Source organism: Corynebacterium sp. 5QC2CO, from assembly GCF_024580435.1.
Classification (GTDB): Bacteria; Actinomycetota; Actinomycetes; order Mycobacteriales; family Mycobacteriaceae; genus Corynebacterium; species Corynebacterium jeikeium_D.
Genome location: NZ_JANIKI010000020.1, coordinates 1 through 11614, shown reverse-complemented (window position 1 = coordinate 11614; position 11614 = coordinate 1). Strand labels below are relative to the sequence as shown.

12 protein-coding genes are annotated in these 11614 nt (G+C 57.1%); 5 read left to right on the top strand and 7 right to left on the bottom strand.

Annotated features, from left to right (window positions below):
- Positions 1 to 244: 244 nt before the first annotated feature.
- The 6 genes from NQ014_RS10650 to mshD all read right to left on the bottom strand — a co-directional run bounded on the left by NQ014_RS10650 (position 245) and on the right by mshD (position 6738).
- Positions 245 to 1075: a hypothetical protein gene (locus NQ014_RS10650; RefSeq protein WP_257075301.1), complete on the bottom strand. Its 831-nt coding sequence runs from the start codon at positions 1073 to 1075 to the stop codon at positions 245 to 247.
- 267 nt (positions 1076 to 1342) lie between these two features.
- Complete coding sequence (pstB, locus tag NQ014_RS10645) at positions 1343 to 2119, bottom strand: phosphate ABC transporter ATP-binding protein PstB (protein ID WP_257075299.1); 777 nt, start codon at positions 2117 to 2119, stop codon at positions 1343 to 1345.
- A 48-nt stretch (positions 2120 to 2167) separates the two neighbouring features.
- A complete protein-coding gene (gene pstA, locus NQ014_RS10640; protein ID WP_257075303.1) occupies positions 2168 to 3061 on the bottom strand; it encodes a phosphate ABC transporter permease PstA in 894 nt (297 codons plus the stop codon).
- A gap of 77 nt (positions 3062 to 3138) precedes the next feature.
- Positions 3139 to 4182 (bottom strand): phosphate ABC transporter permease subunit PstC, encoded by a 1044-nt coding sequence (gene pstC / locus NQ014_RS10635; protein WP_257075297.1) that lies wholly within the window; start codon positions 4180 to 4182, stop codon positions 3139 to 3141.
- A gap of 236 nt (positions 4183 to 4418) precedes the next feature.
- Positions 4419 to 5516 carry a phosphate ABC transporter substrate-binding protein PstS gene (gene pstS, locus NQ014_RS10630; RefSeq protein WP_257075296.1) on the bottom strand — a complete coding sequence of 366 codons (1098 nt, stop codon included), beginning with the start codon at positions 5514 to 5516 and terminating at the stop codon, positions 4419 to 4421.
- Between the two features lie 313 nt (positions 5517 to 5829).
- Positions 5830 to 6738 carry a mycothiol synthase gene (mshD, locus tag NQ014_RS10625; protein ID WP_257075295.1) on the bottom strand — a complete coding sequence of 303 codons (909 nt, stop codon included), beginning with the start codon at positions 6736 to 6738 and terminating at the stop codon, positions 5830 to 5832.
- Positions 6739 to 6819: 81 nt separating this feature from the next.
- Between mshD and NQ014_RS10620 the strand changes: the two genes are divergently transcribed.
- Together NQ014_RS10620 and NQ014_RS10615 are read left to right on the top strand one after the other, a co-directional pair.
- Entirely contained in the window at positions 6820 to 7677 is an 858-nt protein-coding gene (locus NQ014_RS10620; RefSeq protein WP_257075293.1) for a DUF2993 domain-containing protein, read from the top strand.
- 101 nt (positions 7678 to 7778) lie between these two features.
- Entirely contained in the window at positions 7779 to 8459 is a 681-nt protein-coding gene (locus tag NQ014_RS10615; protein WP_257075291.1) for an FABP family protein, read from the top strand.
- A 77-nt stretch (positions 8460 to 8536) separates the two neighbouring features.
- Here NQ014_RS10615 and NQ014_RS10610 read toward each other — a convergent pair whose 3' ends face one another.
- The gene (locus tag NQ014_RS10610) at positions 8537 to 9424 is read right to left on the bottom strand and encodes an aminodeoxychorismate lyase (protein ID WP_257075288.1); all 888 of its coding nucleotides are present in this window, start codon (positions 9422 to 9424) and stop codon (positions 8537 to 8539) included.
- A gap of 80 nt (positions 9425 to 9504) precedes the next feature.
- Between NQ014_RS10610 and NQ014_RS10605 the strand changes: the two genes are divergently transcribed.
- From NQ014_RS10605 to NQ014_RS10595, 3 genes are all read left to right on the top strand, one after another.
- Complete coding sequence (locus NQ014_RS10605; RefSeq protein ID WP_257075302.1) at positions 9505 to 10659, top strand: folate-binding protein YgfZ; 1155 nt, start codon at positions 9505 to 9507, stop codon at positions 10657 to 10659.
- A 260-nt stretch (positions 10660 to 10919) separates the two neighbouring features.
- Entirely contained in the window at positions 10920 to 11102 is a 183-nt protein-coding gene (locus NQ014_RS10600) for a DUF3073 domain-containing protein (protein WP_049173067.1), read from the top strand.
- Between the two features lie 232 nt (positions 11103 to 11334).
- A partial coding sequence (locus NQ014_RS10595) for a helix-turn-helix domain-containing protein (protein WP_257075286.1) occupies positions 11335 to 11614 on the top strand: 280 nt, incomplete at its 3' end.

Sequence of the window (11614 nt, the reverse complement as noted above, 5' to 3'; positions counted from 1 at the left end):
CTGCTGGCCTGGGGCGGGCGGGTTTTTAGGCCGGAGTGGAGCTGTTTTTAAGCCACACCAGGCTAAAGACCGCTCCTACCCGAGAAACTGACTAGGTTTATGACACTTTACTGCGAGTAAACGCGATTCATCTGACATAAACCTAGTCAGTAACTGTTTGTGCGATTACTTTTCGCGTTAGACGTCTGGAGAATGCCGATTCTTATATCGTGTCCATCCCCGCGGCCCAAGAGACAGCCGCTACTCAAGAGACAGCAACAAAAGACTTCTTTGACATTAAATCTGGGGTGACTGCCAGAACTCCCTGATCTGCCCCATCAATGGGCACAACGATTACCACGTTACCTGCGATTTCGCCGTTCTCATACACCGGCTCCAGGGTGTCAAACGCGTCAGGCGCCACCGCCATAAGTTCCGTATTGTCCTTGGTTTGGCCACCTGCAGTTACATAATTAATACCAAGCCAGGAACTCTGCCCCTGAGGGTCATTCCCCTTGTACTTTGCAGTGACATGCACAAGTCCATATACAAACCCCTCTGGAGCAGGGTCATTGAACTGATTTTCCGCCAGAACCTCATCGTTAGCGTTTAGATTTACGCTATCGATAGTAATGGCCCATTGTTCACTTTCGATGGTCGTTCCAATCGGTAACGGATTCTCCCGACTACTGCCCGCAGCACCAGAATCGGAAGAATCAGATTTGCTCCCATCCGGGCTAGAGGCAGTCGTATCACGATTGAACGCATCATCCACGGCATTGCCTACCGAAGAAACAAATACAATCGGCGCAATGAGCAATCCCAACACAGAAAGAATCAGAGCGATAAGAGCTGGTTTTTTGGTAGTTGCGCGCTGAAACAGTCCGACGACCGATAAAATAAATGCAATCGGTAGCGCCACCCAACCAATAATCAAAGCCCCCGGGATACAACCGAGTAAACCAATAATCGCAACTATAAGTGCAATGTAACCGACAATTGGCTTCGGCGGTTTCCCTTCGGCGATTACGGGCCAAGATTGCTCATCCACAGGGGAAAACTGAGGATTGAACTGCGCGTTTTGCTGGTTATCCATAATTGAATAACTCCTATGTAAATATATTTACCCAGATCCCTCTACAGTTTTCCGGGGGACGCTCGATTGCGTCTCCGGAAGATTACCCCGCCCGATAACAAACAGACAATTCCGCACCAAAACAAACATTATTTTCACCCCCGACCCCACACCGAAACAAACAGCAATCTCATAAACTGCAACAACAAAAAGAACCCCGTACCTCGCGTGAAGACGCGTGAGGTACGGGGCTCTTTCTTTTTGCTTATTACGGCATACGCAAAGCGTTTAACCGAAGCGACCGGAGATGTAGTCCTCGGTTTCCTTCTTGTCTGGATTCTCGAAGATCTTCTTGGTCGGGCCAACCTCAACCAGGCGACCCGGCTTACCGGTTGCCTCGAGGGAGAAGAACGCAGTCTGATCGGACACACGAGCTGCCTGCTGCATGTTGTGGGTCACGATGACGATGGTGAATTCTTCCTTCAGCTCGTGAATCAAGTCCTCGATTGCCAGGGTGGAAATCGGGTCCAGTGCAGAACACGGCTCGTCCATCAGCAGAACTTCCGGCTCAACTGCGATTGCGCGCGCGATGCACAGACGCTGCTGCTGACCACCGGAGAGGCCGCCGCCCGGCTTGTCCAGGCGGTCCTTGACCTCGTCCCAGAGGTTGGCGCCGCGCAGGGACTTCTCGGCAACCTCCTGGAGATGGGCCTTGTTCTTAACACCGGCCAACTTCAGGCCAGCCACGACGTTGTCCTCGATGGACATGGTCGGGAACGGGTTCGGGCGCTGGAACACCATACCGATGGTGTTACGAACAGAGACCGGATCGATCTTCGGGCCATAGATATTTTCGCCGTCGAGAAGCACCTCGCCAGTGACGTAGGCACCCGGGATGACCTCGTGCATACGGTTCAGCGAACGGAGCACGGTGGACTTACCACAGCCGGACGGGCCAATGAATGCGGTAACGGAACGCGGCGGGACGTGCAGGTTGACGTTCTGCACAGCGTGGAAATCGCCGTAGTAGATGTTGACATCGTTAAGGTCTAGGCGCTTAGCCATGGTCTTTCAAAAACCTTCCTTGAAATAGCGGACGTTAGGCGCCCAGCATTAACTGCTCTTGACGGAGAACTTGGCGGATACGACGCGCGCCAGGATATTGATGAGGGCAATGATGAGAACCAGCGTGAGCGCTGCGCCCCACATCTTGTCGAATGCCGCACCGGTATTACCGGCCTTGTACATGTCCAGCATGAACAGCGGCAGCGAGGACTGCGACTGGCCGAACGGGTTGTAGGTGATGATTCGCGAGGTTGCAACCAGGATCAGCATCGGCGCGGACTCACCCATGACGCGGGCGACGGCCAGCATGACGCCGGTGACGATGCCCGACAGTGCGGTCGGGAGCACAATCTTCAAAATGGTCTTCCACTTCGGAACACCCAGAGCGTAAGAGGCCTCACGCAACTCGTGAGGAACGATGCGCAGCATTTCCTCGGTGTTGCGGACCACGATTGGCAGCATCAGCAGAACCAGTGCCAGCGAGACGGCGAAGCCGGAGCGGCTCATGCCGAACATGACCACCCACATCGAGTAGATGAACAGCGACGCGACGATCGACGGCACACCGGAGAGGATGTCAACCATGAAGGTGGTGACCTTGCCCAGGCGGGAGTTACCTGCGTACTCGACCAAGTAGATGGCGACGAAGATACCGAACGGCACGGTCATGAGGGTGGTAACCAGAGCCTGGACCAAGGTACCGACGATTGCATGCGCAACACCACCGGCAGATGCACCAACGGTGACACCGCGCTGGGAAGCAGTCCACCACTCACCACTCAGCAGTGACGGGGTACCTCGGACGACAAGCTCGAAGAGAACCCACACCAGCGGGACCAAGGCAAGAGCCATGCAGAAGTAAATCAGGACCGTGGAGACGCTGTCCGCCACTTTGCGGGAACCCTTAATCTGGGTGAATGCCGACTCCGTGGTGGGGACCATGTCTGCAGGGCCGTGAGGCGAAGAATCAGTAGTTGAACTAGTCATTGTTACTTCTCGTTTCTTTTCCTACGACCTTGCTACTTCTTCGCAATCATTCGGGCTGCGGAGTTGACCACGAAGGTCAGCAAGAACAGCACCAAACCTGCGGACATGTAAGCGCCGGCCTTGAGGTTGTCATTGAACTCCGGTGCCGCATTAGCAATTGCGGTTGCGAAGGTGGTACCACCGTCGAAAAGCGAGCCACGGAATGCCGAGGACGGGGAGATTACGAGGTACAGAGCCATCGTCTCACCGAGGGCGCGTCCCAGACCCAGCATCGAGCCGGAGATAAAGCCAGAACGACCGAACGGCAGAATGGCCAGCTTGACCATCTCCCAACGGGTCGCACCGAGAGCCAGCGATGCCTCAATGTGACCACGCGGGGTCTGAACAAAGACCTCACGGGTGGTAGCCGCGATAACCGGCAGAATCATAATTGCCAGCACAATGCCACCGGTGAAGAGGTTTCGACCGGTCTCGAATGCCGGCGAGTTTGGGTACAGGGCAAACATCGGGATAAAGCCCAGCGTCTTAGCCAACCACCCGTACAGACCAGCCAACGCTGGACCGAGAGCCATAAAGCCCCACAGACCGTAAACAATCGACGGCACTGCGGCCAGCAGATCGACGAGGTAACCCAGCGGCTTGACCATCTTCTTTGGAGCATAGGCAGTCAGGAAGATAGCAATACCCAGCGCAACCGGCATCGCCAGAATCAGCGCCAGGATGGAAACCGCGACGGTCACCAGAAACATGTTCGGAATACCGAAGTACATGGCGGAGGTATCCGCCAGGTTCCATCGTTCGGTGTAGGTGAAGAAGTTCGCTTCGTTACGGGACATTGCCGGAACTGCGCGCAGGAGCAGGAACACTGCAATTGCGATGATGGCAGCAGTCACCAATGCGGAAGATCCTACCGCCAGAATCTTGAAGATTCGGTCACCAGGACGAACAACGCCGGTCTGAATGGCTTGCTCTTTCGAGCTCTCGTCGCCGGAGGAATCCACCTGCGGTGCTGAGGACTGCAACAGACTGCTGTCTACAGCCTCCTGCTTCCCTTCAATGGGAGTCGAGGAACTCATGATCTCATTTCCTAAGTAGAAGTGATTTGTGCTTCAACGCACATGAAGACCGATTGGCCTCAGTACCCCTCTACGAGCGGTACCCAATCAACTGAGGTGTCGATGTATAAAGCCAACCGGTCTACGTCAGGTTTTCGGCCTACAGCTCAGATCTGCGTGGCCGGCTGAAGTGATCCTCGCGCCAACCGGGTAACGACAGAGCCAACTCTGCTTCCACCCGCGTTGCGCGCAAAGAATTACTTGATAGCGTCAACCGCTGCGGACAGCTTGTCCTTGAACTCACCCTGAACCGGGATGTAACCCAGCTCTTCGAGCTCTGGGCCCTGGCCCTCTTCCAGAACAACCTTCAGGAAGTTCTTAACCAGGTCACGAGTCTGCTCGTCGTAACCAGCGGAGCAGACGATTTCGTAAGTGGTCAGAACCAGCGGGTAAGCGCCTTCCTCGTCCATTGCGAACAGAGCGTCGGTGTCAACAACCATGTTGTGACCCTCAGTCTTGAACGTGACGGAATCCAGAGCCTTACCGACGGTGTCGTTGTTCAGCTCAACCGGGCCATGACCGAAGTCCATCTTAGCGATGCCCAGGTCCTTGTCCTCAGCGAAGCCAGCCTCGACGTAGGTGATAGCACCGTCGATGTTGGCAACCTCGTTGACAACACCAGCCGAGCCGTTAGCGCCCTGGCCAGTAGCAGTCGGGAAGGACTTGGAAGCCTCGTGCTTCCACTGCTCCGGAGCAGCTGCGCTGAGGAACTTCATGAAGTTATCAGTAGTACCGGACTCCTCAGAGCGGTAGACAACCTTGATGTCCTTCTCCGGAAGATCGACACCTTCGTTGACCTCAGCGATCTTCGGGTCGTTCCACTTGGTGATCTTGCCGTCGAAGATTTCAGCAACCAGAGCCGGGGTCAGAGCGACGTCAACACCCTCGAGGTTGTAGGCAACGGCAACCGGACCGATAACCATCGGCAGGTGCCATGCGTCGTTGCCGTCGCAGCGCTTCTTAGCCTCTGCAACCTGGTCCTTGCCGTCCTTCTCCTTCAGCGGGGAGTCGGAGCCAGCGAAAGCAACGGTGCCGGCGATGAACTGAGTCTGACCGGAACCAGAGCCAGATGCGTTGTACGACAGGGTCGAGCCGGTCTCTTCAAACTTGGTGGCAAACAGGTCCATGGCGCGCTGCTGCGAGGTAGCACCCTCACCCTGCAGCTCACCGGTGACGTCAGCCAGACCCTCAACGTTAGAAGCGCCTTCGCCGCCCTCTTCAGAGCAAGCAGCCAGGGTGAGGCTTGCAACAGCGGCCAGACCAATGACAGATGCCGCACGGTTCTTCTTCAGCACAGTAAATCCTCCGGGTTTTACACAATGAGTGAAACAGTTCACGTGGAACCGCCACACTCCGGTCCACTGCGCTGAACCTATCTACCGATAGTAACCGGAACCTGTTCAGAACATTAACAATTGGTGAACGGCGCAAGTAATTCTTTATTTATCCCCATTTTCCCTGTAAGAGGCCCTAAAATGCGCCCCTGAAACACTGAGGATTGGACAGCATCTCCCCAAAATCACAAGGATAATTGCCCCCGCGCCAGAGGAAATCCACCTAAAACTGAGATAAAGCTAAGCTCGCCCCCAATAAACCGAACCGTCACATCTACGCGCCGTACATCACATCACGGCGGGCCACCTCAAAACCGACCGCACGGTACGTGCGCACTGCCGGCGCATTGTCGCCTTCGACATAGAGAATTACCTTTTCCGCTCCCCGGTTCCGGAGATAGGAAAGCCCAACGTTGGTCAGCCATCGCCCGAGACCACGTCCGCGCGCCTTCGAGCTCAGCCCAATCACATACACCTCACCAGTTGGCACAGACTCCTCGGCGTGCCACTTCGTCCAGTGGAAACCGCAAATCTCCTCCGCACTGTCGCGCGCCCCGGCCACATCCGCAGCAAAGAACACGCCCTCCGGGTCGAACCACTGCACGTTCCGAGCACGATCGAGTTGTGGCTGCGACCAACCACCCTGCTCCGGATGCCAGTCAAACGCCTCGTTATTCACAGCCAACCACGCCCGATCCACGGCCGCCTCGCCCCACTTCGCACGTGCCGCAGTCAGAGTTAGCGCTTCAACATCATCACGCTTATCGACGTCCCCCGCAGCCTTCTCCAACGCTGAGACCGAAATGGACATCTGCAACAGCTCGCGGACGACTTTGCGTCCCGTCAACTCTGCCAAACGACTGGCACCGGCAACATCACCGTGAGCCCAGATAGGCAGGCGCTCGCCGACCTCAGCATCGATGTGCGCAAGCAGCTTCGCCCCCACTCCTTGCCTACGAAACTCCGGATCAACGACCATCTCCACAGCATCCGGCGCAACGGCTGCCAGGCCCAAGTAACGGTCGTTCTCAATAATCGCAAAGTGTCGATGCCCGAAAGAGTCGTCGTCAAGCCCTCGGACGAAAGCCTCGCCGAACGCCTCCACGCCGTCGGTGGAGTGGGCATGCTGCAGCAGCGTACTGGCGGCGGTGGTGTCTACGTCAAGCAGTTCGGTTACGTTCATACGCCCCACCCTATACACAGCCGCGGATTCAACACTTCCCCGATGTCGTCTGGGCCAAAAGCGATGGGGTACTAATAGAGTGTGTCCATTTCCCGACGACAGAAGAAGATCGGTGGCTCCATCCTCGCCGTTGCCGCGCTGGTGATCGCCACCGACATGGGCTTCGCCAGCCATGCGGAGTACAAGCTCTCTGAGCATATTCAAGAGACTGCGCAGCTGGAGATGACCCCATACGTCGCCATTGGTGGCAAGGCCTACTTGTCCTCTTTTGTTACGGGGAAATGGAGCTCCATAACCTCGCGCATCCGCGATGTCGAGGTACCCGACTTCGGCTTGGTATCTCTGGAGTACGGAGCCTCCAACGTTAAGGTCCCGGCATCGGCAGTGCTCAGCGGTAATTTCCCAGAGTCGCCGACGAAGCAGTACTTCACCAAGCTCTCGCTCGACGGAGTCTCTCTGGGCAACAAACTGGGACTGACGGACTTGAGTATCCAGAGCCTGAAGGACTCCTCCCCCACCGGCGGCTGGGAGACCGAGGCTATTTTCGAGGCCACGCCAGCCGGATGGCAAGGAAAAACCCAGGTTACGGCGAAGTTGCGCATTGTCAGCCGCGACGTGGTCATTACGCCGATGGAGATTATTTCTGCGCCCTCGTCCCCAACGGATTCTAAAAGCCACAGCAAACCCGAGCTGTCTGAGGCTGATACGCAGCACATCATGAACACCTTCGCTCTGACACTGCGGGATTCAGATATACCGATGGGCATGCCGGCGACTCGCGTATACGTGTCGGGCGGCTCTATCACCATCGAAGGCGAACAGATTCTGTGCACCGTGTCGCCAACAAACTTCATGCCGCCGACATCCCAGCAGGATGCCGAGGCTGCAGCTCAATCCACGGAGAAGCTGCCGGAAAAGAACTGTCGGGTGCGTCGCTAAGGCCGTCGTCAAGCATCGCCGTTAAGCGTCGTTGCAGCGTTGACACCATGCGCCAACAGCCCATACATGGCCACAAGTGCTTCAGCGGTAGAGTGTGAAGCATGACCGAGAACAATGGCAGCAACCAGACAGACGCCGCTGCACAGGAGCCTGCAGCTGCGGAAGCCCCTCGCCTCGACGGCAACGAGGCCATCAACCGCGCGGCCGAGCAGGCCAAGAGCACCGCTACGCGCAACATCACTGACCTTGAGGGGCTCCCGATCCCCGACGAGACCGCTAACCTGCGCTTCGGCCCGAATATTCACGACGGCCTGCTGGCACTACTGCCGCTGGTCGGCGTGTGGCGCGGTGAGGGGCAGGCGAACACTGTCGTCGACGGCGAGTACAACTTCGGCCAGCAGCTCATTTTCAGCCACGATGGCGAGAACTACCTGAAGTATGAGTCGCGCATCTGGAAGCTGGACGAAGAAGGCAAGCCGACCGGTCCCGACCAGCGCGAAACGGGATTTTGGCGCATCAACACCGAGGACGAGATTGAGTTCATCTGCGTCCACTCCACCGGCGTCACTGAGATTTACTACGGCAAGCCGGTCTCCGAGCGCGCATGGGAGCTGCAAGCAGCCTCCACAATGGTCACTGCTACCGGTCCTGCATCCCTTGGCCCGGGCAAGCGCCTCTACGGTCTGATGCCGAACAACGATCTCGGGTGGGTAGACGAGCGCCTGCGGGATGAGGAGTTCGCTCCCCGCATGTCCGCGCAGCTCAAGCGCTACGCGGGCTAGGTTCTCCCCGCTTTACGACGGGCGTTGTGTGGCTTTACTGAGGCGCCCAACTGCATCAAGCCCTACTGTTTGGCGCCCTACTGCGTCGCCAGCGCCTTGTCACACAGGTCGCGGAATTCCTTTTCCGCGATTGCATCCGGCTGCCGGATGGGTTCACCATCGATGGACTTAACCACGACCGCGATACGCACCGAAGACACTAGCCACACCGCATCGGCGGTGAATAGGTCCCCGGGCACCAGGACCGTCGGGGTGACTTTCCAGCCGCAGTTGGCGGCTGTTTCAAACAGCGCTGCCTGAGTTGTGCCCGGCAGCACTCCTTCACCGGGGTTGGGAGTCAGCAGTTCATTGCCGCGCTGAACGATGATGGTCGATGTTGGGCCTTCCAAGAGCTTGCCCTCTGCGGACGTGAAGATGACATCGTCAAAACCCTTGGACTTGGCATAGCGCAAAGCGGCCATATTAGCTGCGTATGACAACGTTTTCGCGCCGATGAGCGCCCACGGTGCACGGGAGCCAAGGTCGAGCGAGAAACCGCGCTCTGCAAGCATGACCGATACCGGCTTCAGACGGTTTTCCGCCACCTTTTCCGCGGAGCTAGCCAAAACGTAGCCAGTCGGCTCTCCGGTGGACTCGCGACCGCGCGAGTACACCCACCGCAACGTCGCATCCCCCTCAATTGACCTATCGCGCAACTCCTGTAGTGCGACCTCGGTAGCCGCCCGCCACTGCTGCAGATCTGGGGTTGGCAACTCCAGCATTAGCGCTGACGATGCGAATCGCTTCTCATGCCGGTCGGTATTACAGGTATGACCACCCCTGACCAGGAGTGTTTCAAAAACTCCGTCGCCGCGAATAGCTCCGAGATCATCCGCGTAGAGGAACGGCTGTCCTGCCTCGACAGCAATCGGGCCGCCGTCTGCGAAGACGTCGATAAGCACTAGAGAAGAAAGCGAATCCGTCATACACACAAGCTTAATCCATGCTTAATTTGAGGATTTCTGGTTAACATGAGGGAGTGAGTGTTGAGTATGTAAGTCCTTTGATGTCTCACGTGGCTGGCGCCGCTGCCCTCGAACTGGGCGGACAGATGGAAGGTTTGGAGAAGGCCTCAGAGAACGCCCCAGACGGAAACTCAGCGAAAAACGTTGAGCAAACCGCAGGGCAAGCTAGCGTGGCATGGCACTACGGCCGTCCGCTGGTAGAGCAACGTCATCTGCAGGAGGACTGCGGCGTAGTAGATCGCTCGTACTACCGCGTTATTGAGGTCACTGGCGAGGATCGCCTGACTTACCTCAACACACTTTTTTCGCAGAAGGTCGACGAAGCCGCTCCCGGCACTGTCACTGAAGCACTGAACCTGGATGCAAACGGTCACGTTCTCCATCACATGACGTTGACTGTTTTGGACGGTTCCGTGCTTATCGACGTGCCCCCTGCCGGCTTCGACTCCCTGTTGAAGTACCTGAACATGATGGTGTTCTGGTCCAAGGTGGAAATTGCTGAGGTAGAACGGGCGATTATTTCCGTCATGGGGCCGAATGCCCCTGAGATACTGGTAGCCGCCGGCCTCGCATTCCCGCAGGTGGGTAAAGCTACGACTGTGGGACATTCCTACGTCCGGCACCTGCCGTGGCCACGCGGCGGGCGTGTGGATGTGCTCGTGCGCCGACAGGATTTAGTCGGCGCTTGGGACGCGTTGGTAGCTGCTGGCGCTTCCCCCGTTGGCCTGATGGGCTGGGAGGCCGAACGCGTAGTCTCCTTGCGCCCAGAGCTGGGAATCGACGTAGACGAGAAGATGATTCCGCATGAGGCTCCGCGCTGGATTGCCTCTGAATTCGACACGGCTGCCGTGCACTTGGACAAGGGCTGCTATCGCGGCCAGGAGACGGTATCACGTGTCCACAATGTTGGTCGCTCCCCACGAGTTTTGGTGATGCTGCAGCTCGACGGCTCGGCCACCCTGCCGGAAACCGGCGATCCAGTGATGATGGGCAAGCGCGCCGTGGGCCGCGTGGGCACCGTCGTGCAACATGCCGATTACGGCCCGATTGCTTTGGCTCTGCTTAAACGCTCAGCTCAGGAGCGCGAGGGCCTTGTGGTGGGTGACTGCGCCGTGGCCGTCGACCCTTCCTCCATCGACCGCGTTGAGCAGCTGCCGCCGGGCCGTGTGGCCATCAACCGCCTGCGTGGGCAATAGGTAACAGGAAATAGGCAAAGCCACCAGACAGAGTAGTGAAAAAATAACTTTTTCCATTCTTTTTCAGAAAGGACATTTCCCCAGGCCACAGCACATATTGAGTTGTCTGAGCGCGGGGACACGACCCACTATGGGCCTCCCCGCGTAACCCCTTCGTCTAAAAATCGGCTATGGTGTCTTACAGGAATTAACGCAATAAGACATAAGTGGGTCGGCCGTATCCCCGTGCCGCCCCACGGATTACACAAGGGGGTCAGGCCATGGGTCGCGGCCGTGCGAAAGCAAAGCAGGCGAAGGTTGCCCGTCAGCTCAAGTACGATTCACCAGAAATGGATTTGGAACGTCTGCAGCGGGAACTCGTCGGCAAGTCGAACGAGTCCGATCGAGACGACTATTACTCTGACTGGGAGGAATGGGTCTCAGGCGCTGGTCGCGACAGCTAGCGCAAGCTAACCGCTGTCGTATTTTCCGCAAAGCGTTTCTATTTCAATAAAACAAGCACCCACCAACGATTCCGTTGGTGGGTGCTTGTTTTTGCTTCGTCGACTGCGTTTATGTTCCGCCGATTATGTTCGGCGGTGGCGGATCAATCCGAGTTACTGACTGCGTTTATGACAAAAATCGCCCGGTAGGTTCATGCGGTGAATGCATCACCACTTTCGACCAGGAGAAGTAGTGAAGCAAACCCGCCGAACGAAATACAGTGCCATCAAACCCACCGCGCTTCAACACATCGCCAATGGAGCATCAGCAAGCGCGGTCGGGCGCGAATTAGGGATACCCCAACCAACAGTCAGCCGGTGGGCACGACAAGCCGGATTGAAGATCCAGCACCAGTCGCACTACCCGAAGGTCTCGATGATGGATAAGCATCGCATGATCTACGAGATGCTTATCGCCGGCGAATATAGCGTTGCCCAGATTGCCGCACAGGCCGGGGTGTGCACATCCACGG

Excerpts from the sequence above, each read along its gene's own strand:
- NQ014_RS10610 (WP_257075288.1), bottom strand. The coding sequence starts at position 9,424 with ATGACGGATTCGCTTTCTTCTCTAGTGCTTATCGACGTCTTCGCAGAC.
- NQ014_RS10605 (WP_257075302.1), top strand. The coding sequence starts at position 9,505 with ATGTCTCACGTGGCTGGCGCCGCTGCCCTCGAACTGGGCGGACAGATG.
- NQ014_RS10600 (WP_049173067.1), top strand. The coding sequence starts at position 10,920 with ATGGGTCGCGGCCGTGCGAAAGCAAAGCAGGCGAAGGTTGCCCGTCAG.
- pstC (WP_257075297.1), bottom strand. The coding sequence starts at position 4,182 with ATGAGTTCCTCGACTCCCATTGAAGGGAAGCAGGAGGCTGTAGACAGC.
- NQ014_RS10615 (WP_257075291.1), top strand. The coding sequence starts at position 7,779 with ATGACCGAGAACAATGGCAGCAACCAGACAGACGCCGCTGCACAGGAG.
- mshD (WP_257075295.1), bottom strand. The coding sequence starts at position 6,738 with ATGAACGTAACCGAACTGCTTGACGTAGACACCACCGCCGCCAGTACG.
- NQ014_RS10650 (WP_257075301.1), bottom strand. The coding sequence starts at position 1,075 with ATGGATAACCAGCAAAACGCGCAGTTCAATCCTCAGTTTTCCCCTGTG.
- pstB (WP_257075299.1), bottom strand. The coding sequence starts at position 2,119 with ATGGCTAAGCGCCTAGACCTTAACGATGTCAACATCTACTACGGCGAT.
- pstA (WP_257075303.1), bottom strand. The coding sequence starts at position 3,061 with ATGGTCCCCACCACGGAGTCGGCATTCACCCAGATTAAGGGTTCCCGC.